This window comes from Pseudomonas canadensis (assembly GCF_000503215.1).
Classification (GTDB): Bacteria; Pseudomonadota; Gammaproteobacteria; order Pseudomonadales; family Pseudomonadaceae; genus Aquipseudomonas; species Aquipseudomonas canadensis.
In genome coordinates this window covers 296502-319515 of the sequence record NZ_AYTD01000017.1, presented here as the reverse complement: position 1 = coordinate 319515, position 23014 = coordinate 296502, and the positions used below count along the sequence as shown (strand labels likewise).

The window sequence follows — 23014 nt, the reverse complement described above, 5'->3', positions numbered from 1 at the left end:
GTTGACCGAGTTCCAGGCGCTCATCTGGCGGGTAGCAGTTTCAGTGTGCCACGCGTATTCGCCGTCACTTCCTCATCGCTGAAATGCGCCTGCTCATAGCCGCCTTCGATGTAGGTTTCTGCCTGGTCGCCATAGTGCTTGTCGAACGGCACACCGCTTTGGCCGACCGGGTTGATGGTCAACGCGTGGGCCGCGTCGGCGAAGTCGATCAGGCGGCGAGTCGAAGGCCCGTAGGTGACGGGCCACGGTGCCGGGCCGATATTGGCCGATTGGTTATTTGGCACTTCGTGGGTGCCCGGCGCCGGGAACGGGCCGACATTGACGATCAGGTCCAAGGGTTTCTGCGAGCCCAGCGGATGGCCGTGGGTCAGGGTATGGGCCTTGCCCCACTGCCATTGGCTCGGGTCATCGCCGAAGGTGGCCTTGAGGTGCGTGAGGCTGTTGTCCCAGGCGAGCTTGACGGTGTCGGCGCGCTTGCCGTCCCACCACGGCGAATCCGGCGCGGCGGCCAGGCGTGGCAAGGCAGCGTCGATCACGCGGGTGCCGAGCAGGGTCTTGAACATTCCGTCACTCAGTTTCGGGTGGAAGGCGGCGTCAGCCAGGTTGAACAGGAACTGGTTGAACAGCGTGGCGCTGGTCGAGTCCAGCGGGTAGTCACCCTTCCAGCTTGCAAGCTGCTCCACCAGTTTCAACTGCGCCGGATCCTTGACCACCTCACGCAGCACCGGCAACAGCGGCGCCAACAGGCGTGGGCCAAAGGCGGTGGTGGTGCCGAGCTGCAAGGCCTGGCTGTTGTTCACATCCCACTTCACGCTCTTGTCGCTCAGCTGCGCGTTCAACTGTTGGCCGCGATCGGCCAGGTTGTAGTAACCGGGAATCTCCATGCCAGTCGGTGAGACCGGCTGGGCATTGGCCGATACCACGTAACCGCGTGCCGGATTTTCTTCCTGGGGGTTGGCGCTGAAGGGGTAGAAGCCCAGCTTGTCGGCCTGGGCGGTGCTGCCGTCGAGGATAAACCCGGCGTTGACCCCGGCCGGGCGGATCGGCAACTGCGCTGCCGCCCACCAGCCGATATCGCCCTTGGCGTTGGCCCACACGATATTCAGCCCCGGCGCCGACACCTTGGCCGCCGCCGCACGGGCCTTCACCAGCGTGTCGGCACGGTTGAGCTGGTAGAAGCCCTCAAGGATCGGGTTCTGGGTATCGAGGAACGCCCACCACATGGCAATCGGCGTCTTGCCGGCGTTTTCGCCCAGCACGTCATTGATGATCGGGCCGTGGGGGGATTGACGCAGGGTCAACGTCACCGGCGCCTGGCCTTTCACGGCGATTTGCTGCTCGGTGCTGCTCATGTCGACCCATTGGTCGTGGTACCAGACCTGGTTGGGGTTGTCCGGGTTGACCTTCTCGGCGATGAGATCGAGGTCATCGTTCTGGAACATGGTCAGGCTCCAGCCGAAGTCCAGGTTGTGCCCCAGGAACGCCACCGGCACCAGTGCGTTGTGGTAGCCATATAGCTCGAACCCCGGCGCAGACAGCTGCGCCTCGTACCACACCGACGGCACCGAAAAACGGATATGCGGGTCACCGGCCAGCAACGGTTTGCCGCTCTTGGTGCGGTTGCCGCTGATGGCCCAGGCGTTGCTGCCTTCGAACTGCGGCAGGCCGTTGTCGGCCAGGGCCTGTTCGCTCAGGGAGGCGATGGCGCCGAGGGCTTGCCAATCGCTGGTGGCGAGGTTGAGGGCGCCCTTGGGCTGCCAGTCCAGGTCGAAGACTTTCAGGTAGTCACTGCCCAGTTGGTCGCGGATGTACGTCAGCACAGGCTCGGTACGAAACGCGGCGGCAAAGCTGTAGGCCATGTACCCGGCGACGCTGATGGTGTCCTCGGCGGTAAACGGTCGTTTAGGGATGCCCAGCACGTCGAACTCCATCGGGCTGGCGTGGTTGTCCTGATACTGGTTGATCCCGTCCAGATAGGCTTGCAGGGCCTTCCAGTGCGCTGACTCGTGGTCGAGTTGCGCGACATAGGCGGCCGCGCGGTCGCGAATGCGCAGGCTGCGGAACAACTTGTCGGTCTCCAGCACCTTGGGCCCGAGTACCTCGGCCAGCTCGCCACGGGCCAGGCGCCGCATGATCTCCATCTGGAACAGCCGGTCCTGGGCGTGCACGTAGCCCAGGGCGCGGTAAAGATCGGTTTCGTTCTCGGCTTGGATGTGTGGCACGCCACGGTCGTCGTAACGCACGGTGACCGAGCCTTGCAGGTTGGCCAGTGTTGCCGTGCCCTGGCGGGTGGGCTGCTTGCTGTACAGGTACCAACCGGCGCCGAGGGCGACCAGCACGACAAGAACCGCGAGAACCCGCAAGACGCGCTTCATGAACATTCCTTACCAAGAGTGGGGTGGCGAGTTACGAGCCTTTTGGCCAAGAACAATAGCAGCCCACCGCCAGGGTGTGCGTGGCATTTACCTCGCGTCCTGTTTCAAGGGCCTTCAAGATCGGCTCAATAAAACTGTTGCTGGAATTACACGTGAGGCCTTCGCTGTAGGGCCCGAAGTACGCGAGCTTGCCGCTGCGATCCCAGATACCCACGGCCGGGCTGGCCGGCACCTGCTCGGCGCCGGGCAGGGCGGTGAGGGTTTTCATGCTGCGCAGGTTGTCGGGCAGTTGGCCGTGGCTGCCGGGCTTTTGCAGGGCGTAGAACTCGACGCCTTGGGGCGCGTACTGCTCGATCAGCTCGCCCAGGTGCTGCTGGTTGCCGACGTTGCACGGGCAAGCCGGGTCCCAGAAGTGCACCAGGCGAATCGGGCCGGGGCCGGCAAGGTCGGCGGGTAGCTTCAACGGGTCGCCGGAAAACACCGCCGTGTGCTCGCTGAAGGCGCGCAGGTAGCGGCCCTGGAACCAGTCATACGCTGCCCATAGCACGCCGGCGCAGATAACCAGGATCAGGCTGGCGAACAAGGCGGTGCGGTAGGGCTGTCGCATTCAGTTGTATCCTCGAAGGTCGCGTAGCTTGCCATGCTTGTCCTGACAGATGAATATCGCAGCTCGATATTCATCTTTGCCGCAAGTCTGGAAGCCTTTATGCCCGTTACCTTTGACCCTGATCATCTGCGCGAAAGCTTGCGGCCCCTGGTGGATGCGCAACCGCTTTCAGCCGAGGCGCGGGTCTACCAGCGTTTTTACGGTCTGGACCAGGCCGTGAGCCGTCTGGGGCGTTTCGAAGTGGAGGGTTTTGAGGTGGTGGCGCAGGTGTGGTGGCCGCCCACGCCGGTGGCGACGATGTTCATGTTCCACGGTTTCTACGACCACATGGGGCTGTACCGCCATGTGGTGAAGTGGGCGCTGGAGCAGGGTTTCGTGGTGATCGCCTGCGATTTACCGGGGCACGGCCTGTCCAGTGGCGTGCGTGCCAGCATCGATGATTTTGCGGTGTATCAACAGGTGGTGAATGCGCTGTTCACCCAGGCGCAAGCGCTGCAACTGCCGCAACCCTGGCACCTGTTCGGGCAAAGCACCGGCGGCGCGGTGGTGGTGGATCACCTGCTCAACCATGGCGCCGACAGCCCGGCCCAGGGCAAGACTTTCCTACTGTCACCCCTGGTGCGGCCGCGTGCCTGGGGGTGGTCGCAGGTCAGCTATTACCTGCTGCGCCCGTTCGTCAAAGGCATTGCGCGGCGATTCAGCGAGAACACCCACGATCCGGCGTTCAAGCCGTTCCTGGAAGCCGACCCGCTGCAGCCGCGCCAACTGCCGACCGCCTGGGTCGGCGCCTTGGCGCGCTGGATCAAACGCATCGAAGCCGCACCGCGTAGCCCACGTCGGCCGGTGATTGTGCAGGGTGAGGAAGATATGACGGTGGACTGGCAGCACAACCTGCAGGTGCTACGGAGCAAGTTCGACCAGCCCGAGGTGTTGATGCTGCCGCGTGGCAGGCATCACCTGGCCAATGAGATTCCAGAGATTCGCCAGCAATACTTCAGCTATCTCACCCACCACCTGACCTGACTCACCCCACTGTAGGAGCAGGCAAGCCAGCGCCTACAAGGGGTCAGGGGGCGAGGCTTGAGGTGCTTTGGCCGACAGCCAGCCCGGCACGAATAGCGGCAAGGGCCGCCTGGTAATACGCCTTGCCCTCCGGCGACTCGGCAAACGTCGCGAATTCTTCCAGCTCCGGGTCGGACAAATCCCGATAGACGTACAGCAGCGTGTTGTTCAGATCTTTGTCGATCTGCTGCATCAACCGCTCACGCTGGCCGTTCAACATGCCTTGGGCCTGCCCGCCGCCCAACAGGCCGGGAATCATCTGGCTCAGACTATCGGCCGCCACACCAGCAATCGCCAGGCTGACTTCCGCGCCGGCTTCACGGGCCGGCAGGGCCTGGGCCAGGTGGCCGATGATCAGGCTGCGAGTCGCGTCGGCTTCGATTTTCGGCAGGCCTTGGGCGTTTTTCGCCAATTGATCACGGCGCGTGGCGAGCAACTCGGCGGCGACGATCTTGCGGCCCAGGGGCGATTGGAAAAACGCCAGGGCCGGCTTAGGGTCCGCCAGGTTTTTGCGCAACTGTGCTTCGGCACGCTGGTCCACCGCCTTGGCGGCAAAGCGTTTATTGCTGTTGTCCACCAGCGCCTGGTACACCGCCGGCGGCAGGCTGTTGCGGTAGCGCTGCTGGGCGGCGCTGAGGGCGTCATTGAAATGCGCACGTTGTTCGGCCCAGCCGGCGACCTTGTACAACTGGTCATGGCCGTCTGCCCAGGCGGGCAAAACGCAGAACATCAGCAAGGAAAAAAACAAACGACGCATATGGACTCCTGTCAGTCGGCCACTATTGTCCGTGTCGGGCGTAGGATTTGTCGAGAAGTCCTATCAGTCACCTGACTAAAGTGCAGTCAGACGCTCGGTGGCTCTGTCGGATTCACAGGCGTATGGATACTATGCGCGCCATGCAAATACCCCTCGATCACCCCTTGCTGCAACGTATTGTCGACGACCTGGCCGAAAAGGGCTGGTCCCGGCAGGACGGCTTCCTGCCCCAGGCTCTGACCCTGGAACTGGCGGCTGAGTGCCGTAAACGTGCGGCCGAGGGTGAGCTGGCTCCGGCGGCGGTAGGGCGTGGCCCGGCCCAGGAGATTCGCGAAGGCATTCGCGGTGACCATATCCAGTGGCTGGAGGACGGTGACGCGGCGATCTGCGACACCTACATGGCGCTGATGGACAGCCTGCGTTTGGCGATGAACCGTGGCCTGTTCCTCGGCCTGGAAGATTTCGAGAGCCATTTCGCCATGTACCCGCCGGGGGCGTTCTACCTCAAGCACCTGGACCGTTTTCGCGACGATGACCGGCGCATGGTCTCGGCAGTGATCTACTTGAACGATGCCTGGCTGCCCGAGCATGGTGGCCAGTTGCGCATGTACCTCAAGGACGGCGTCGAATACGATGTGGTGCCCACCGGCGGTTGCCTGGTGGTGTTCCTGTCGGGCGAAGTGCCCCATGAAGTTCTACCCGCCACGCGCGAACGCCTGTCCCTCACTGGTTGGTTTCGTCGGCGGGGTAACGAGCCGTTTTAAGTATGCAAAAGATTCTGATCAGCCGCTGCCTGCTGGGGCACAAGGTGCGCTACGACGGTGGGGCCAGCGGGCCGTTCGACCAGTTGGCGGTGTGGCAGGCCGAAGGCCGTGTGGTTGCCATCTGCCCGGAAGTGTCGGGTGGTTTGCCGACGCCTCGCCCCGCTGCCGAAATTCCAGGCGGGCAAGGCGTGGATGTCTGGGAGGGTCGCGCCCAGGTACTCACCGCCGAGGGCGAAGATTTCAGCGCGGCGTTCCTTGAGGGGGCGCGCCAGGCCCTGGCGCTGGTGCAGCGCCATAACATCCGCATCGCCGTGCTCAAGGCCAATAGCCCGTCGTGCGGCAATCTGCTGACTTACGACGGCACCTTCAGTGGCGTGAAGGTGAGTGGCGAAGGTGTGACGGCTGCGTTGCTCAAGCAGCATGGGGTGTTGGTGTTCAGTGAGCTGGAACTGGCACAAGCCGCGCAGGCATTGCAGGCCTGCGGTTATTGAGTCTGGGCCGCCGGACGGTTGGGGTAATCTACAAGCCACTTCTGCAACAGCTCCCTGAATCGATCGTCGGATTTGAGTCGTTGCAGTGCGTTGTTCAGGCTTAACTTGAATGCCGGGTTGCCCTTTTGGAACGGCATCGCATAAAGGGTCGACGGGCCTGTCATGCGCCCACGGGATTCGCCGTAAGGCTCACTGAAATCGAACCGATCCTGCAATTTGGGAGTCACAGCGATATAGTTCATCGCTACGTCGTACTTGCCGCTTTCCACTCCTGGCAGCAGGTCATTCGCATCGGTGGTAATGAACGATGCGCGTACGTCCATCTCCTTGGCCAGTTGCTCGCCGAGTTCTACTTCCAAACCGGTGAGTTTGTTTCCTTCCTTGAAACTGTATGGCGGGTTGTCGGCCACTAGTGCAATGCGCAGTTCGCCTCGATCGTATACATCATCGAGCAGTTCGGCATGCGCCAAGGGACTTAGAAGGGGAAGCAGCAGTAACAGGCCAGGCGAAAAGCGCATGGTCACTCCTAGAGATTTTTAATGTGCGAGGCGCCGTTCAGCATCGCTTTGCTATGGTGTTGAGTGCCTTGGACAGCAATTTGTCGCGAAGTTGTCATAACCCTACAGATTTCATAGAAAAACTGGAGAAGCGAATGAAAGCCCTTTTGTCCCGTGCCACCCTGGCCTCCCTGCTGCTGGGTGCTTCGATGTTGGCCACTGCTGCGGACGGTATCCCGCGCAGCGCTCCACCTGCAGATGCCAAAGTATTCATCGTCTCGCCTAAAGACGGCGCGACGGTCGATAAAACCTTCACCGTCAAATTCGGCATGGAAGGCCTGAAACTGGCCCCGGCCACCAGCCAGGATCCAGGCACCGGTCACCACCACCTGCTGATCGACCAGAAAGAACTGCCTGACGCCAGCGTGCCGATCCCGGCCACCGACACCGTGATCCACTACGGCAAGGCCCAGACCGAAACCGAACTGACCCTCACCCCAGGCAAGCACACCTTGCAACTGGTGGCCGGCGACAAGCTGCACATGCAGTTCAACCCGACTGTAGCCTCGAAAGTGATCACGGTTAACGTCAAATAAGATTTGTTCAGATGTAAAAAAGGGAGCCCGAGGGGCTCCCTTTTTCGTGGTGCAGTGGAAGCCTTAGAACAACACGCGGCTACGAATCGTACCGTTGATGTGCTGCAGCTTCTCTTGCGCCAGGTCCGAGTACTCGGCGTCGACGTCGATCACGACGTAGCCGACCTTCTCGTTGGTCTGCAGGAACTGACCGGAGATGTTGATGCCGTTTTCCGCGAAAACCTTGTTGATCTCCATCATCACGCCAGGGATGTTCTGGTGGATGTGCAGCAGACGGTGCTTGCCAGGGTGAGCCGGCAGGGCCACTTCCGGGAAGTTTACGGACGACACCGACGTACCGTTGTCGCTGTACTTGACCAGCTTCTCCGACACTTCCAGGCCAATGTTGGCCTGCGCTTCAGCGGTGGAACCGCCGATGTGCGGGGTCAGGATCACGTTGTCCAGGCCACGCAGCGGGCTTTCGAAGATGTCGTCGTTGGAGCGCGGCTCCACCGGGAACACGTCGATGGCGGCGCCGATCAGGTGCTTGTCCTTGATCGCGTCGGCCAGGGCGTCCAGCTCGACCACGGTGCCACGGGCAGCGTTGATCAGGATGCCGCCTTTCTTGATGGCGCGGATTTCCTTCTCGCCGATCATCCACTGGGTCTCAGCGGTTTCCGGAACGTGCAGGGTCACGATGTCGGACATGCCCAACAGCTCGGTCAGGCTGGCCACTTGCGTGGCGTTGCCCAATGGCAGCTTGGTCAGGGTGTCGTAGAAAAACACCTGCATACCGAGGCCTTCAGCCAGGACCGACAACTGAGTGCCGATCGAGCCGTAACCGACGATACCCAGCTTCTTGCCGCGGATTTCGAAGGAATTGGCTGCGCTCTTGATCCAGCCGCCACGGTGGCAGGAAGCGTTCTTCTCAGGAATGCCGCGCAACAACAGGATGGCCTCGGCCAGCACCAGCTCCGCAACGGAGCGGGTGTTGGAGTACGGTGCGTTGAACACCGCAATGCCGCGCTCGCGCGCTGCGTTGAGGTCGACCTGGTTGGTGCCGATGCAGAAACAGCCGACCGCCACGAGTTTCTTGGCGTGATCGAAGATCTCTTCGGTCAGCTGAGTGCGGGAGCGAATGCCGATGAAGTGCGCGTCGGCGATCTTTTCCTTGAGTTGGGCTTCCGGCAGAGAACTGGTGATGTACTCAATGCTGGTGTACCCGGCGGCTTTCAGAACGTCGACAGCCGATGGGTGGACGCCTTCCAGAAGAAGGAACTTGATCTTGCTCTTATCGAGAGAAGTCTTGCTCATCTGCGTAAACCTGTATCCCGGAGAAAAATGGCAGGGAATCGAGCAGCACAAGCTGACCCGGACGGCAGGAAAGCCGTCACCGCAGAAACGCCCTTGGGCTCTGTCCTGCGGGGGCGGTATGCTAGCATACGCGCCCCGCTAAACACCTATTCCTGCGACGTGAAGCGTTCTCAGGATGACCATGAATTGTTCGAGAGTTCTGTCGATGACCCATCCTGCCCTGATTGATGAGCTAAAGACCCTGGTTGAGCCCGGCAAAGTGCTGACCGATGCAGACTCCCTGGAGGCTTACGGCAAGGATTGGACCAAGCACTTCGCACCCGCGCCGACCGCCATCGTCTTCCCCAAGACCACTGAGCAGGTCCAGGCTATTGTGCGCTGGGCCAATACCCACAAGGTGGCGCTGGTGCCATCGGGCGGACGTACTGGCTTGTCGGCCGCTGCCGTGGCGGCGAATGGCGAAGTGGTGGTGTCGTTCGACTATATGAACCAGATCCTCGACGTGAACCTCACCGACCGCACCGCCGTGTGCCAGCCGGGCGTGGTCACCAAGCAATTGCAGAACGTCGCTGAAGAAAAGGGCCTGTACTACCCGGTGGACTTCGCATCGTCGGGTTCCAGCCAGATTGGCGGCAATATCGGCACCAATGCCGGCGGGATCAAGGTGATTCGTTACGGCATGACCCGCAACTGGGTGGCCGGCATGAAGGTTGTCACCGGCAAGGGCGACGTACTTGAGCTGAACCGCGACCTGATCAAGAACGCCACCGGCTACGACATGCGCCAGCTGTTCATCGGCGCCGAGGGCACTTTGGGTTTTGTGGTCGAAGCCACCATGCGCCTGGACCGTGCGCCGAAAAACCTCACCGCGATGGTGCTGGGCACCACCGACTTTGATTCGATCATGCCGGTATTGCACGCGTTCCAAAGCAAGCTGGACCTGACCGCCTTCGAATTCTTCTCCGACAAGGCCCTGGCCAAGGTCATGGGCCGTGGCGACGTGCCGGCGCCGTTCGAAACCGAGTGCCCGTTCTACGCGCTACTGGAATTCGAAGCCACCACCGAAGAAGTCGCCAACCACGCGCTGGAAACCTTTGAGCATTGCGTCGAGCAGGGCTGGGTGCTGGACGGCGTGATGAGCCAGAGCGAAACCCAACTGCACAACCTGTGGAAACTGCGCGAGTACATCTCCGAAACCATTTCCCACTGGACCCCGTACAAGAACGATATCTCGGTAACTGTCTCCAAAGTACCGGCGTTCTTGAAGGAAATCGACGCGATTGTCGGCGAACACTACCCAGATTTTGAAATCGTCTGGTTCGGCCACATCGGCGACGGCAACCTGCACCTGAACATCCTCAAGCCAGAAAACCTGAGCAAGGACGAGTTCTTCGCCAAGTGCGCCACTGTGAACAAGTGGGTGTTTGAAACCGTCGAGAAGTACAACGGTTCGATCTCCGCCGAACACGGCGTGGGCATGACCAAGCGTGACTACCTGACCTACAGCCGCTCGCCGGTTGAAATCGAATACATGAAGGCCGTCAAAGCCGTGTTCGACCCGAACGGGATCATGAACCCTGGCAAGATCTTCGCTGTTTAATCGCCCTGAAGGAGTCGTTCCATGAGCTACCAGCACAAGTATGTCGACGGCACCAACATCCACTTTCCGCTCGGCAAAGTGGTATGTATCGGGCGTAACTATGCCGAACATGCCAAGGAACTGGACAACCCGGTGCCCACCGAGCCGCTGCTGTTCATCAAACCGGGCAGCTGCGTGGTGCCGCTGGAAGGCGGTTTCAGCATCCCGACCGAACGCGGCTCGGTGCACTACGAGGCGGAAATCGCGGTATTGATCGGCAAACCCTTGTCGACCAAGCCCAGCCGTGAAGAAGTGTTGGATGCGATTTCCGGCTTCGCCCCGGCCCTGGACCTGACCCTGCGCGACAAACAGGCCGAGCTGAAAGCCAAGGGCCTGCCGTGGGAAATCGCCAAGTCCTTCGATGGTGCGGCGGTAATCGCGCCGTTCGTGGTGGGCAGCACCTTCCCAGACGTGACCGACATCGGCATCCGCCTGAGCATCAATGGCGAAGTGCGCCAGGATGGCAACAGCGCGCAGATGCTCAACCCGATCATTCCGATGATCCAGCACATGGCCGGTTGCTTCTCGCTGCAAGCGGGCGATGTGATCCTCACCGGCACCCCGGCCGGCGTGGGCCCGCTGAATGTGGGCGATGAGCTGGTGTTGGAGTTGTCGGGTGTGAGCCGCTTCGAAAGCAGCGTTCGCTGAACCCGCTCTTGTAGGAGCCGGCTTGCCGGCGATGGGGTCAGTGCGGTGCAACTGGCACACCCCGTCGATCCCATCGCCGGCAAGCCGGCTTCTACAGTTCAGTCGCTTTTTGCATTTTTTTCACACGCCATCCGGATAATCCTCAGCCTCTTGCGCGCGGGCCTGTGGTTCCTGTGCTATCACCTAACGCTGACTTTCCGGAAAAAGCGCTCAATGGCCGTGTCCTTGCCCTCCGCTACACCCAAGCCGCGTTCTCGGTTTGCCTTGCGCTGGTATTCCTGGCTGTTGCTGGTGGGAGTGATTTCCTACGGCCTTGCCTGGATCATGCACTGGGATGATCGGGGTGTCCTGTGGGTGTTGGAGCGTTTTGAATCGCCCGCTGAACGCCAGGAAAGCGTCTGGCTGCCGGACTACCATGTCGTGATCGACGGCAAGCTTTTGCCGGGCATGGAGAAGGACGAAGCGTCCGACGTCTCCTACAACCCTCAGACCAAAACCCTGTTTTCCGTGATGGGCAAGAACCCGTTCCTCGCTGAGTTGAGCCTGCAAGGCGATGTGCTGCGCAAGATGCCGCTCAACGGCTGGGATAACCCGGAAGGCGTGACAGTGATGGAAAACGGCCTGATCGCCGTGGTCGATGAGCGCCAGCACACACTGACCATCGTCAAGGTCGACGCCACCACCGCGGCGTTGAACAAGGCCGACTTCCCGAGTTATGACCTGGGCCCGTCCAAAGACCAGAACAAAGCCTTTGAAGCCATCACCTGGGACAAGCGCAACCAGCAACTGGTGCTGGGCGAGGAGCGCCCGCCGGCGCTGTTCACCTGGAAAAGCGACGGCGGCCCGACCCTGTCCGGCGATAAGCAAAAGCTGACCAGCAAAGAATTGGACATGCGTAACCTCTCGGCCCTGGCCGTCGACCCGCGCACCGGGCATCTGCTGGTGCTGTCGGCCGACTCTCACCTGCTGCTGGAGTTGGACGAGAAGGGTGAGCAAGTCAGCTTCATGACCCTGCTCGGCGGTTTCAACGGTCTCAAAAACACCATTCCACGGGCGGAAGGCGTGACCATGGATGAGAACGGCACGCTGTACATTGTCAGTGAGCCAAACCTGTTCTATCGTTTCGAAAAGCAGAAATAGCACACCGATTACGTCGGATATGTCTCTATGAGCGGCATTCGCCAGACATCAGGGCGCGTTTAAGTTTAAATTCAGACAGGCGTGATATTCATTCGCCACTTTTGATTTTGAGCCCGCCCGATGCGACGACTAGCCAGCCCCAAACCCCTTCTCATCATGCTTGCGCTGATCGCCTTGGTCAGCGCCGGGGCCGTTGCGCAACATTTCCGCCTGTTCGAGCGCGCCTGGTTCAACTGGCAGGCGTGGCGCCAGCCGACGGATGAACGCTCCATTGGCCTGGCGGACTACCGTGTGACCCTGGAAGCCCAAGTGATCGAGGGGTTGGACGACGATGTGTCGGCCTTGACCTTCGATCCTGTGCGCAAAAGCCTGTTTACCGTCACCAATAAAAACGCCGAACTGATCGAGCTGTCCCTTGAGGGCAAGATCCTTCGGCGGATTCCCTTGATAGGGTTTGGCGATGCCGAGGCGGTGGAATTCATCAGCGACAACATTTACGTGATCAGCGATGAGCGCCAGCAGCGGCTGATCAAAGTGCATGTGGACGACGACACCCAATTCCTCGACGCCGCCGATGCGGAGCAGATGACCCTGGGTCTGCACGTTGGCGGCAACAAGGGCTTTGAAGGCCTGGCCTATGACTCGGTGGGTAAGCGCCTGTTCGTGGCCAAGGAGCGCGATCCGATGCTGATCTACGAGGTCCACGGTTTTCCCCACTTCAAGCCGGAAAAGACCTATTCGGTGCACGTGATCAACAACCCCAAGCGTGATGCCGGATTGTTTGTGCGTGACCTGTCGAGCCTGCAATACGACGAGCGCAGCGGCCATTTACTGGCGCTGTCGGATGAGTCGTTCCTGGTGCTGGAACTGGATATCGACGGTCGCCCGCTGAGCAGTCTGTCACTGCTGAACGGGCGCCATGGCCTGAAAAAGCGGGTGCCTCAGGCCGAAGGGATCGCCATGGATGACGAGGGCGCGTTGTACCTCGTCAGCGAGCCGAACCTGTTCTACGTCTTCAAGAAAACCAATCCCTGAATGCCCCTTGCCGGCGATGGCGATGTTAAAGACGCCATCGCCGGCAAGCCGGCTCCTACAGGGAAGGGTGTCAGGCCTTGAGGGTTTTGACGCCTTCGGCGGTGCCCAGCAGCAGTACATCGGCTGGACGCGCGGCGAACAGACCGTTGGTGACCACGCCGACGATCGCGTTGATCTGAGTTTCCAGCTCCACCGGATTAGTGATCTGCATGTTGAACACGTCGAGGATGATGTTGCCGTTGTCGGTCAATACGCCTTCGCGGTACACCGGGTCGCCGCCCAGTTTTACCAGCTCTCGGGCCACGTGACTGCGGGCCATAGGGATCACTTCCACCGGCAGCGGGAACGCGCCGAGTACGGGCACCAACTTGCTGGCGTCGGCGATGCAGATAAAGGTCTTGGCCACGGCCGCGACAATTTTCTCGCGGGTCAGGGCTGCGCCGCCGCCTTTGATCAGGTTCAGGTGCTCGTCGCTTTCATCGGCGCCGTCGACGTAGAACTCCAGGTCGCTCACGGTGTTGAGCTCGTACACCGGAATACCATGGCCTTTCAGGCGCGCGGCAGTGGCTTCGGAGCTGGCCACGGCGCCGTCGAATGCACCCTTGTGTTGGGCCAGTGCGTCGATGAAGCAGTTGGCGGTGGAGCCGGTGCCGACACCGACGATGCTCTTGTCGTCGAGTTTAGGAAGGATTAAATCGACGGCGGCCTGGGCCACTGCCTGTTTGAGTTGATCCTGGGTCATGCGGGCTCCGGAACGGGCGGGGAGTTATCGAGGGGCGCGAGTATAACCCAACAAAACCTCTGGATTCGTGTGGTCGCCCGGCCAAACGCTGGGTTAGACTCCTTGGCCCTGCCCAACCTGCTCAGTGATTCCCGCCGATGCTTGAACAGTACGTCAAAAAGATCCTCACCTCGCGCGTCTACGACGTTGCCGTAGAAACCCCGTTGCAGACCGCCCGCCAGCTCTCGGAGCGGCTTGGCAACAAGGTCTGGCTCAAGCGTGAAGACTTGCAGCCGGTGTTCTCGTTCAAGATTCGCGGCGCGTACAACAAGCTGACCCAACTGACGGCTGAGGAACGCGCACGCGGCGTGGTCACGGCGTCGGCCGGCAACCATGCCCAGGGCCTGGCCCTGGCGGCCAAGGTGCTCGGGGTGAAAGCTACTATCGTGATGCCCAAGACCACCCCGGAAATCAAGGTCGAAGGCGTACGCTCGCGTGGCGGCAAAGTGGTGCTGCATGGCGATTCCTTCCCGGAAGCCCTGGCCTACTCGCTAAAACTGGTCGACGAAAAAGGCTACGTCTACATCCATCCTTATGATGATCCGCACACCATTGCCGGGCAGGGCACCGTGGCGATGGAGATCCTGCGCCAGCATCCGGGGCCTCTGGACGCGATTTTCGTCCCGGTGGGCGGCGGCGGGCTGATTGCCGGAATTGCGGCATACGTGAAATACCTGCGCCCGGACATCAAGGTCATCGGTGTCGAGCCGGACGACTCCAATTGCCTGCAAGCCGCCCTGGCCGCGGGCGAGCGCGTGGTGTTGCCAACCGTTGGTATCTTCGCCGATGGCGTGGCGGTAGCGCAGATCGGCCAGCACACGTTTGATATCTGCAAAGACTATGTAGACGAAGTGATCACCGTGAGCACTGATGAAATCTGTGCGGCGATCAAGGACATCTACGACGACACCCGTTCCATCACCGAGCCGGCAGGGGCATTGGGTGTGGCCGGGATCAAGAAGTACGTCGAGACCCGTGGCGTCACCGGGCAGACCCTGGTTGCCATCGATTCCGGCGCCAACGTCAACTTCGACCGCCTGCGCCATGTAGCCGAGCGCGCTGAGTTGGGTGAGGGCCGCGAAGCCATCATCGCCGTGACCATCCCCGAGAAACCCGGCAGCTTCAAGGCGTTCTGCGAGGCCGTGGGCAAGCGCCAGATCACAGAATTCAACTACCGCTTCCACTCCGGCAGCGAGGCGCACATCTTTGTCGGCGTGCAGACCCACCCGGAAAACGACCCGCGCAGTGCGCTGATCGCCAGCCTGACAGGCCATGGTTTTCCGGTGCTGGACCTGACCGAGAACGAACTGGCCAAGTTGCACATCCGCCATATGGTCGGCGGCCATGCGGCTCACGTCAGCAATGAAGTGGTGTTTCGCTTCGAATTCCCGGAGCGTCCGGGGGCCTTGTTCAACTTTCTTAACAAATTGGGCGGGCGCTGGAACATCTCGATGTTCCACTATCGCAACCACGGCGCAGCCGACGGTCGTGTGGTCGCCGGCCTGCAAGTGCCGGCGAACGAGCGTCACCTGGTACCGGCAGCCCTGGAGGCCATCGGCTACCCGTACTGGGATGAAAGCGATAACCCGGCCTACAAACTGTTCCTCGGTTGAGCGACTACGCTGATGGGGGCGGCCTTTAAGGAAGACGAGACATGGAAACCCTGATCACCCTGAAAGTTATCCACATCGCGGCCACGGTATTGCTGCTGCTTAGCGGCCTGGGCCTGGCGATACTGGCCTGGCGCAAACGCAGCGCGGGTCCGGCGGTGACCGTGCAGCGCCCGTGGGCGTTCGTCTGGTTGTTGATGGGCGTGTGTGTGGTCAGCATGCCGTTTACCGGTTGGTGGCTGGTGCACCTGGTCGGCTGGCCGCTGGGGCAGACTTGGATCCTGGGTTCCAGCCTCCTCTATACCGTGGCGGCGCTGGCCTGGTTCTGGCTGGTGGCGCGGCTCAATCGCCTGCGCAAGGGCGAGGGCGGTAGCCTGAACTTCACGTTGGTGCTGGCGGTGGTCAGCCTGGTGGGGTTCGTGGCGATTGCCGGATTGATGGGTGCCAAGCCCGTGTAGGAGCGAGCTTGCTCGCGAAAAGCGCGAGGATACCGCGTTCATTCAGAATGCCCGCGTCATCATTGACGATTTTCGCGAGCAAGCTCGCTCCTACAGGTGAAACCCATCAGCTTCGCAGCGTAATCACCGGCCAGCCACGTCTCTCAGCTTCAGCCCGCAAATTCGGGTCCGGATCCACTGCCACCGGGTGAGTCACCTGCTCCAATAGCGGCAGGTCATTCATCGAGTCGCTATAGAAGTAGCTGTCTTCCAGGCTATACCCGGTCTCTTCCAGCCAACGATTCAAACGCGTCACCTTGCCCTCGCGAAAGCACGGAATATCAGTGCTGCGTCCGGTGTAGCGGCCGTTTTCCATCTCGCATTCGGTGGCGATCAGGGTGTCCACGCCCAGGCGTGCGGCAATCGGCGCGGTGACGAAACGGTTGGTGGCGGTGATGATCACCAGCTTGTCACCGGCGGCGCGGTGCTTGGCCAGCAATTCTGCGGCCAGGGGCAGCATCAGCGGTTCGATGCAGTCGCGCATGAAGTCGTTGTGCCACTCGTCCAGTTGGGCCATCTCGGTGCGGCCGAGGATTTCCAGGCTGAAGTTCAGGTAGGCGGCGTTGTCGAGCTTGCCGGCCAGGTAGTCCTGGTAGAACCCGTCGTTGCGTGCCTTGTAGGCGATCGGGTCAAGAATCCCGCGTTCACAGAGGTAATCGCCCCAGGCGTGATCGCTGTCACCGCCGAGGAGGGTGTTGTCCAAGTCGAATAAAGCCAGGCGCATTGCAGTTACTCGCTGAAATGTCTGTAAAAAGGCGTCCAGAATACGGTCTTTTCACAAGAGTGCACATAAGGTAAGAAGCCTCGTTGCCGCTTCATCAACCTTTGTGGAACAATGCGGCGACATGCGTTTGCGAGGTTGTTGCCGTGATCGACCCCGATGGTTTCCGTCCTAATGTCGGGATTATTCTTACGAATGATGCCGGACAGGTGCTATGGGCTCGCCGAATCAACCAAGATGCCTGGCAGTTTCCTCAAGGTGGAATCAACCCCGACGAAACCCCTGAAGACGCCTTGTACCGTGAGTTGAATGAAGAAGTCGGCCTTGAGCGCGAAGATGTACAAATTCTGGCGTGTACCCGTGGCTGGTTGCGCTATCGTTTGCCGCAACGCCTGGTGCGTACCCACAGCCAACCGCTGTGCATCGGCCAGAAGCAGAAGTGGTTTCTCCTGCGCCTGATCTCCAACGAGCAGCGGGTGCGGATGGATTTGACCGGTAAACCGGAGTTCGATGGTTGGCGCTGGGTCAGCTATTGGTACCCGTTGGGCCAGGTGGTGACATTCAAGCGCGAAGTTTATCGTCGCGCTCTCAAAGAGCTTGCCCCGCGCCTTTTAGCGCGCGACTGACGACGGAGTTCGACCCCGAGCCATGCTCAATACGCTGCGCAAGATCGTCCAGGAAGTTAACTCCGCCAAGGATCTCAAGGCGGCGTTGGGGATTATTGTGTTGCGCGTCAAGGAAGCCATGGGCAGCCAGGTCTGCTCGGTTTACCTGCTGGACCCCGAGACCAACCGTTTTGTGCTGATGGCCACCGAGGGCTTGAACAAGCGCTCGATCGGTAAGGTCAGCATGGCGCCCAATGAAGGTCTGGTGGGCCTGGTGGGGACGCGTGAAGAACCCCTGAACCTTGAAAACGCGGCCGATCACCCGCGTTATCGCTACTTTGCCGAAACCGGCGAAGAGCGTTACGCCTCGTTCCTAGGCGCACCGATCATTCACCACCGCCGCGTCGTCGGCGTGTTGGTCATCCAGCAAAAAGAACGCCGCCAGTTCGACGAAGGTGAAGAAGCCTTCCTCGTGACCATGAGCGCGCAGCTTGCTGGGGTTATCGCCCACGCCGAAGCCACCGGCTCGATTCGCGGCCTGGGGCGTGAGGGTAAGGGCATCCAGGAAGCCAAGTTCGTCGGCGTGCCGGGTTCACCGGGCGCTGCGGTCGGTACGGCGGTAGTCATGTTGCCGCCAGCGGACCTGGATGTGGTGCCGGACAAGACCGTCAACGACATCGACGCTGAAATCAAACTGTTCAAAACCGCCCTGGAAGGCGTGCGCGCCGACATGCGCAACTTGTCGAACAAGCTGGCCACCCAGCTGCGCCCCGAAGAGCGTGCGCTGTTCGACGTGTACCAGATGATGCTCGACGACGCGTCGTTGGGTAACGAAGTCAAGACGGTGATCAAGACCGGCCAGTGGGCCCAGGGCGCACTGCGCCAGGTGGTGACCGATCACGTCAACCGTTTCGAAATGATGGATGACGACTACCTGCGTGAGCGGGCCTCGGATGTGCGCGACCTCGGTCGCCGTCTGCTGGCGAAGCTGCAGGAAGACCGCACTACCAACCTGGTTTACCCCGACAACACCATCCTTATCAGTGAGGAACTGACCGCCACCATGCTCGGCGAAGTGCCCGAGGGCAAGTTGGTGGGCCTGGTCTCGGTACTCGGTTCGGGCAACTCCCACGTTGCGATCCTGGCGCGTGCCATGGGCATCCCGACGGTGATGGGCCTGGTCGACCTGCCGTATGCCAAGGTCGACGGCATCGGCATGATCGTCGATGGCCATCGCGGTGAAGTGTTCACCAACCCCAGCGAAGTGTTGCGCAAGCAATACGCCGAAGTGGTTGAGGAAGAGAAACAACTGGCGCTGGGCCTCGATTCATTGCGCGAACTGCCGTGCGTAACCACCGACGGCCATCGCGTGCCGCTGCTGGTCAACACCGGCCTGCTGGCCGACGTGGCCCGTGCGCAACAGCGCGGCGCTGAAGGCGTGGGGCTGTACCGCACCGAAGTGCCGTTCATGATCAACCAGCGTTTCCCGAGCGAGAAGGAGCAGCTGGCGATTTATCGCGAGCAACTGCAGGCCTTCCACCCGTTGCCGGTGACCATGCGCAGCCTGGATATCGGCGGCGACAAGTCACTGTCTTATTTCCCGATCAAGGAAGACAACCCCTTCCTGGGCTGGCGCGGCATTCGCGTAACCCTCGACCACCCTGAAATTTTCCTCGTACAGACCCGCGCCATGCTCAAGGCCAGCGAAGGCCTGAACAATCTGCGCATCCTGCTGCCGATGATCTCCGGCACCCACGAGCTGGAAGAGGCGCTGCACTTGATCCACCGCGCCTGGGGCGAAGTGCGCGACGAAGGTGCCGACGTACCGATGCCGCCGATTGGCGTGATGATCGAAATCCCGGCGGCGGTGTACCAGGCCAAGGAGCTGGCGCGCCAGGTGGACTTCCTCTCGGTAGGTTCCAACGACCTGACCCAATACCTGCTGGCCGTGGACCGTAACAACCCACGGGTGGCCGACCTTTACGACTACCTGCACCCGGCGGTTCTGCAAGCACTGCAACATGTGGTGCGCGACGCCCATGCCGAAGGCAAGCCGGTGAGCATCTGCGGCGAAATGGCCGGCGACCCGGCGGCGGCAGTGCTGTTGATGGCGATGGGTTTTGACAGCCTGTCGATGAACGCCACCAACTTGCCGAAAGTGAAGTGGATGTTGCGCCAGGTTGAGTTGAGCATGGCCAAGGACTTGCTGGCGGAGTTGATGACCATCGACAACCCGCAAGTTATCCACAGCTCGCTGCAGTTGGCCCTGAAAAACCTGGGGCTGACGCGGATGATCAACCCGGCTTCGGCGAAAACCCTTTAGACCGCCATCGCCGGCAAGCCGGCTCCTACAGGGGGATGTATTCCATTGTAGGAGCTGGCTTGCCAGCGATGGCGCCAGCCCAAACACCGCTAAATCCTGAGTTCTACCTCACCAAGCCGCCCACCATGCGGCCCAAAACTGCGCTCCACCATCTGCCGCGTCCCGTCGGCATTCACGATCAATGCCGTACTCGCCCGTGTCCCGTAGCTCGGGCTGGCAATAAACACGCTGGATAAAAGGCTTTCCGTTGCCAATCCCACCCCTGTATCTGGCAGGTCCGCAAACGGCGCCGTCTGCGGATCACTCAAAATCCCCAATAACGCGTCAGGCTGTGGGTCTACGAGTATTTCGCTCAACGCCGCCTTGGCCTTGAGCAATTTGGGCCACGGTGTATCCAACCCTGCGTTGGATAATCCATACACGCCGGACTTCAGCCGCGTCGGCTCCGTATGGTTGGCGTTGTAATGCCACAGCTCATCGCGCGTGCCTATCAGCAGGTTAAACCCGGCATATTCAATCGAGCGGCCGTTAACGTCGGCCAAATACTCTTCAATCGGCAGCGAGCCGCTGAGAAATCGCGCGACCAACTCGCCACGGGACTTACGGGCCGGAGGCTGGTGCGGGTCGCGGATATTGGTCAGCGCGCCAAAGCGGCCATCGGCATTGACCCCCAGCCAAGTACCGCCGGCTTCCTGGTCACGACCGGCGTAGACCTCGGGCGCATCCAGCCACTGGGCCAGCGGCAGGCTGGGGCGGGCGTAGAACTCGTCGCGGTTGGCCGCGACGATCAGTGGCTGGGCGTGGCCCGGCCGCCAGGCGAAAACAATCAGGCACATCAGGCGATCCCTTTTGTGTTTTTAGCCACTCTACCCACTCAAGCCGAGGCGTTCCATCGTATGCAGTTGGGTCGCATGCCTTCCATCCGTTAACATGCCGGACTTGGTTCGGGGGCTCCCATGGAATTTCTGCTGTATTTGCTGCTCGGTGCCTGTGCGGGTGTACTCGCCGGGCTGTTCGGCGTGGGCGGCGGGATCATCATCGTGCCGGTACTGGTGTTCAGCTTCACCTTGCAGGGATTCGACCCGCAGGTGCTGACCCACCTGGCCGTGGGCACCTCCCTGGCGACCATCATTTTTACCTCGGTGAATGCTGTGCGCGAGCATCATCGACGGGGCGCGGTGCGTTGGCCGATCTTTGTGTGGATGACCGTGGGCATCCTGATCGGCGCCGGTTTTGGCGCATTGACCGCCGAGGCGATTTCCGGCCCGCACCTGCAAAAGATCATCGGCGTATTTGCCTTGCTGGTGGCCGTTCAACTGGCACTGGAGGTGAAGCCCAAGGCCAGCCGGACGGTGCCGGGCAAGTTTGGCTTGACCGTCGCCGGTACGTTTATCGGCTGGGCCTCGGCGATTTTCGGGATTGGCGGCGGCTCGCTGACGGTGCCGTTCTTGACCTGGCGCAGCGTGCCTATGCAGCAGGCGGTGGCCACTTCATCGGCCTGCGGCCTGCCGATTGCGCTGGCCAGTGCATTAAGTTTCATGATTCTGGGCTGGCATGACCCGCTGTTGCCCGCTCATAGTCTAGGGTTCGTGTATTTGCCGGCGCTGCTGGGCATTGCCCTGACCAGCATGGTGTTTGCCCGCTTCGGCGCACGCTTGGCACATCGATTGTCGCCGCGTCTGCTCAAGCGCTTGTTCGCCGGGCTGTTGTTCTGTGTCGGTCTGAACTTTTTGCTTTAAAGAATTTGAATAATGCAGGCTTAATCGCGGCCCGGCATGGTCCCGGTCGCCATAACGAATGATTAACGAGGAGTCGCAATGCTGCCTTACCCGCAGATCGACCCGGTGGCCCTGGCCATCGGTCCGCTGAAAATCCACTGGTACGGGTTGATGTACCTGATCGGCATCGGCGGTGCCTGGTTTCTGGCCTCTCGACGCCTGAACCGGTTCGACCCGACCTGGACCAAGGAGAAACTCTCCGACCTGATTTTCTGGCTGTCGATGGGGGTGATTGTCGGCGGACGCCTGGGGTATGTGTTGTTCTACGATCTCTCCGCGTACATCGCCAACCCGACGCTGATCTTCGAGGTGTGGAAGGGCGGCATGGCGTTCCACGGCGGCTTTATCGGCGTGATGATCGCCGCCTGGTGGTTCGGCCGTCGCAACGGCAAATCGTTCTTCCAACTGATGGACTTCGTTGCGCCGATGGTACCGATCGGCTTGGGCGCCGGGCGTATCGGCAACTTTATCAACGCCGAACTGTGGGGCAAGCCGACCGACGTGCCGTGGGCCATGGTGTTCCCGCCGTTCAGTGACCCGGCGCAACTGCCGCGCCACCCGTCGCAGCTTTATCAGTTCGCATTGGAAGGCGTGGCGCTGTTCCTTATCCTGTACATCTTCTCGCGCAAACCGCGCCCCACCATGGCGGTGTCGGGCATGTTCGCGTTGTTCTACGGGATCTTCCGCTTCATCGTCGAGTTCGTGCGCGTGCCGGATGCACAGTTGGGCTATTTGGCGTTCGGTTGGGTGACCATGGGCCAGATCCTCAGCTTGCCGATGATCCTCGGCGGCCTGGGCTTGCTGTGGTGGGCGTACAATCGCCCGCAACCTTTGAAGAACACCGCGCTTTAAATTCGAATGCCGAGGCTGTTGCGCAGCCTCGGCTTCAACGATACGGGTAAAAAAATGAAGCAATATCTCGAACTGCTGAACGACGTCGTGACCAATGGATTGACCAAGGGCGATCGCACCGGCACCGGCACCAAGGCCGTGTTTGCCCGTCAGTATCGGCATAACTTGGCCGACGGCTTCCCGCTGCTGACCACCAAGAAGCTTCACTTCAAAAGCATCGCCAACGAATTGATCTGGATGTTGAGCGGCAACACCAATATCAAATGGCTCAACGAAAACGGCGTAAAGATCTGGGACGAATGGGCCACCGAAGACGGTGACCTGGGCCCGGTGTACGGCGAACAGTGGACCGCCTGGCCGACCAAGGACGGTGGCACGATCAACCAGATCGATTACATGGTCCACACGCTGAAGACCAACCCCAACAGCCGCCGCATCCTGTTCCACGGCTGGAACGTCGAGTACCTGCCCGACGAGACCCAGAGCCCGCAGGAAAACGCGCGCAACGGCAAGCAAGCCCTGCCGCCGTGCCACCTGCTGTACCAGGCGTTTGTGCACGACGGTCACCTGTCGATGCAGTTGTATATTCGCAGCTCCGACGTGTTCCTCGGCCTGCCGTACAACACCGCCGCGCTGGCCTTGCTCACCCATATGCTGGCCCAGCAGTGCGACCTGATCCCTCACGAGATCATCGTCACCACCGGCGACACCCATGCCTACAGCAACCACATGGAGCAGATCCAGACCCAGCTGGCGCGCACGCCGAAGAAGCTGCCGGAGCTGGTAATCAAGCGCAAGCCTGCGTCGATCTACGACTACAAGTTTGAAGACTTCGAAATCGTCGGTTACGACGCCGACCCAAGCATCAAGGCCGACGTCGCCATCTGATCAATGTGGGAGCGGCGGTGCGACGATTCGACTTGCCCGCTCCCACATTTAGCCG

Annotated in this window: 23 protein-coding genes; 15 read left to right on the top strand and 8 right to left on the bottom strand. The window is 60.9% G+C overall.

Features of this window, described 5'->3' with window-relative positions; translation table 11 throughout:
- Positions 1 to 20 precede the first annotated feature (20 nt).
- Together U367_RS0120210 and U367_RS0120205 are read right to left on the bottom strand one after the other, a co-directional pair.
- Entirely contained in the window at positions 21 to 2375 is a 2355-nt protein-coding gene (locus U367_RS0120210; protein ID WP_028618362.1) for a penicillin acylase family protein, read from the bottom strand.
- Between the two features lie 31 nt (positions 2376 to 2406).
- A complete protein-coding gene (locus tag U367_RS0120205) occupies positions 2407 to 2982 on the bottom strand; it encodes a DUF6436 domain-containing protein (protein ID WP_028618361.1) in 576 nt (191 codons plus the stop codon).
- Positions 2983 to 3081: 99 nt separating this feature from the next.
- Between U367_RS0120205 and U367_RS0120200 the strand changes: the two genes are divergently transcribed.
- Positions 3082 to 4005: an alpha/beta hydrolase gene (locus U367_RS0120200; protein ID WP_028618360.1), complete on the top strand. Its 924-nt coding sequence runs from the start codon at positions 3082 to 3084 to the stop codon at positions 4003 to 4005.
- 43 nt (positions 4006 to 4048) lie between these two features.
- Here the strand turns inward: U367_RS0120200 and U367_RS0120195 are convergent, their stop codons facing one another.
- Positions 4049 to 4801 (bottom strand): DUF2059 domain-containing protein, encoded by a 753-nt coding sequence (locus tag U367_RS0120195; protein ID WP_028618359.1) that lies wholly within the window; start codon positions 4799 to 4801, stop codon positions 4049 to 4051.
- A 131-nt stretch (positions 4802 to 4932) separates the two neighbouring features.
- On the opposite strand from U367_RS0120195, the gene U367_RS0120190 reads away from it, so the two are divergent.
- Both U367_RS0120190 and U367_RS0120185 read left to right on the top strand, forming a co-directional pair.
- Complete coding sequence (locus U367_RS0120190; protein WP_028618358.1) at positions 4933 to 5565, top strand: 2OG-Fe(II) oxygenase; 633 nt, start codon at positions 4933 to 4935, stop codon at positions 5563 to 5565.
- A 2-nt stretch (positions 5566 to 5567) separates the two neighbouring features.
- Positions 5568 to 6056, top strand: a complete 489-nt coding sequence (locus U367_RS0120185; RefSeq protein ID WP_028618357.1) for a DUF523 domain-containing protein — start codon at positions 5568 to 5570, stop codon at positions 6054 to 6056.
- Here the strand turns inward: U367_RS0120185 and U367_RS0120180 are convergent.
- Positions 6050 to 6574 carry a transporter substrate-binding domain-containing protein gene (locus U367_RS0120180; RefSeq protein WP_032864412.1) on the bottom strand — a complete coding sequence of 175 codons (525 nt, stop codon included), beginning with the start codon at positions 6572 to 6574 and terminating at the stop codon, positions 6050 to 6052. The two genes, U367_RS0120185 and U367_RS0120180, sit on opposite strands and share 7 nt — an antisense overlap.
- A 134-nt stretch (positions 6575 to 6708) precedes the next feature.
- Here U367_RS0120180 and U367_RS0120175 point away from each other — a divergent pair, with 134 nt between their 5' ends.
- Complete coding sequence (locus U367_RS0120175; protein ID WP_028618355.1) at positions 6709 to 7149, top strand: DUF4399 domain-containing protein; 441 nt, start codon at positions 6709 to 6711, stop codon at positions 7147 to 7149.
- Positions 7150 to 7212: 63 nt separating this feature from the next.
- On the opposite strand, the gene serA is transcribed toward U367_RS0120175, so the two are convergent.
- Positions 7213 to 8442, bottom strand: a complete 1230-nt coding sequence (gene serA, locus U367_RS0120170; protein ID WP_003195214.1) for a phosphoglycerate dehydrogenase — start codon at positions 8440 to 8442, stop codon at positions 7213 to 7215.
- A gap of 205 nt (positions 8443 to 8647) precedes the next feature.
- On the opposite strand from serA, the gene U367_RS0120165 reads away from it, so the two are divergent.
- From U367_RS0120165 to U367_RS0120150, 4 genes are all read left to right on the top strand, one after another.
- Entirely contained in the window at positions 8648 to 10042 is a 1395-nt protein-coding gene (locus tag U367_RS0120165) for an FAD-binding oxidoreductase (protein WP_016979015.1), read from the top strand.
- Between the two features lie 21 nt (positions 10043 to 10063).
- Positions 10064 to 10729 (top strand): fumarylacetoacetate hydrolase family protein, encoded by a 666-nt coding sequence (locus U367_RS0120160; protein WP_028618354.1) that lies wholly within the window; start codon positions 10064 to 10066, stop codon positions 10727 to 10729.
- Between the two features lie 213 nt (positions 10730 to 10942).
- Positions 10943 to 11869 carry an SdiA-regulated domain-containing protein gene (locus U367_RS0120155; RefSeq protein WP_028618353.1) on the top strand — a complete coding sequence of 309 codons (927 nt, stop codon included), beginning with the start codon at positions 10943 to 10945 and terminating at the stop codon, positions 11867 to 11869.
- A 120-nt stretch (positions 11870 to 11989) separates the two neighbouring features.
- Positions 11990 to 12904 carry an SdiA-regulated domain-containing protein gene (locus tag U367_RS0120150; protein ID WP_028618352.1) on the top strand — a complete coding sequence of 305 codons (915 nt, stop codon included), beginning with the start codon at positions 11990 to 11992 and terminating at the stop codon, positions 12902 to 12904.
- 70 nt (positions 12905 to 12974) lie between these two features.
- Here U367_RS0120150 and rpiA read toward each other — a convergent pair whose 3' ends face one another.
- Entirely contained in the window at positions 12975 to 13646 is a 672-nt protein-coding gene (rpiA, locus tag U367_RS0120145) for a ribose-5-phosphate isomerase RpiA (RefSeq protein WP_028618351.1), read from the bottom strand.
- A gap of 137 nt (positions 13647 to 13783) precedes the next feature.
- Here rpiA and ilvA point away from each other — a divergent pair, with 137 nt between their 5' ends.
- Together ilvA and U367_RS0120135 are read left to right on the top strand one after the other, a co-directional pair.
- Positions 13784 to 15298: a threonine ammonia-lyase, biosynthetic gene (gene ilvA, locus U367_RS0120140; protein WP_028618350.1), complete on the top strand. Its 1515-nt coding sequence runs from the start codon at positions 13784 to 13786 to the stop codon at positions 15296 to 15298.
- Positions 15299 to 15339: 41 nt separating this feature from the next.
- A complete protein-coding gene (locus tag U367_RS0120135) occupies positions 15340 to 15753 on the top strand; it encodes a DUF2269 family protein (protein WP_028618349.1) in 414 nt (137 codons plus the stop codon).
- 106 nt (positions 15754 to 15859) lie between these two features.
- Here the strand turns inward: U367_RS0120135 and U367_RS0120130 are convergent, their stop codons facing one another.
- Complete coding sequence (locus tag U367_RS0120130) at positions 15860 to 16516, bottom strand: histidinol-phosphatase (protein WP_028618348.1); 657 nt, start codon at positions 16514 to 16516, stop codon at positions 15860 to 15862.
- 143 nt (positions 16517 to 16659) lie between these two features.
- Between U367_RS0120130 and U367_RS0120125 the strand changes: the two genes are divergently transcribed.
- Both U367_RS0120125 and ptsP read left to right on the top strand, forming a co-directional pair.
- Complete coding sequence (locus U367_RS0120125; RefSeq protein WP_003176750.1) at positions 16660 to 17139, top strand: RNA pyrophosphohydrolase; 480 nt, start codon at positions 16660 to 16662, stop codon at positions 17137 to 17139.
- A gap of 22 nt (positions 17140 to 17161) precedes the next feature.
- Positions 17162 to 19441 (top strand): phosphoenolpyruvate--protein phosphotransferase, encoded by a 2280-nt coding sequence (gene ptsP / locus U367_RS0120120; protein WP_028618347.1) that lies wholly within the window; start codon positions 17162 to 17164, stop codon positions 19439 to 19441.
- Positions 19442 to 19530: 89 nt separating this feature from the next.
- Here the strand turns inward: ptsP and U367_RS0120115 are convergent, their stop codons facing one another.
- The gene (locus tag U367_RS0120115) at positions 19531 to 20277 is read right to left on the bottom strand and encodes an NRDE family protein (RefSeq protein WP_028618346.1); all 747 of its coding nucleotides are present in this window, start codon (positions 20275 to 20277) and stop codon (positions 19531 to 19533) included.
- A gap of 120 nt (positions 20278 to 20397) precedes the next feature.
- Here U367_RS0120115 and U367_RS0120110 point away from each other — a divergent pair, with 120 nt between their 5' ends.
- The 3 genes from U367_RS0120110 to U367_RS0120100 all read left to right on the top strand — a co-directional run bounded on the left by U367_RS0120110 (position 20398) and on the right by U367_RS0120100 (position 22959).
- Positions 20398 to 21180, top strand: coding sequence for a sulfite exporter TauE/SafE family protein (locus U367_RS0120110; protein ID WP_028618345.1), 783 nt, complete (start codon positions 20398 to 20400; stop codon positions 21178 to 21180).
- Positions 21181 to 21258: 78 nt separating this feature from the next.
- On the top strand, positions 21259 to 22071 hold the full coding sequence (lgt, locus tag U367_RS0120105) for a prolipoprotein diacylglyceryl transferase (protein ID WP_010207296.1): 813 nt from the start codon (positions 21259 to 21261) through the stop codon (positions 22069 to 22071).
- A gap of 54 nt (positions 22072 to 22125) precedes the next feature.
- A complete protein-coding gene (locus tag U367_RS0120100; RefSeq protein WP_028618344.1) occupies positions 22126 to 22959 on the top strand; it encodes a thymidylate synthase in 834 nt (277 codons plus the stop codon).
- Positions 22960 to 23014: the final 55 nt, after the last annotated feature.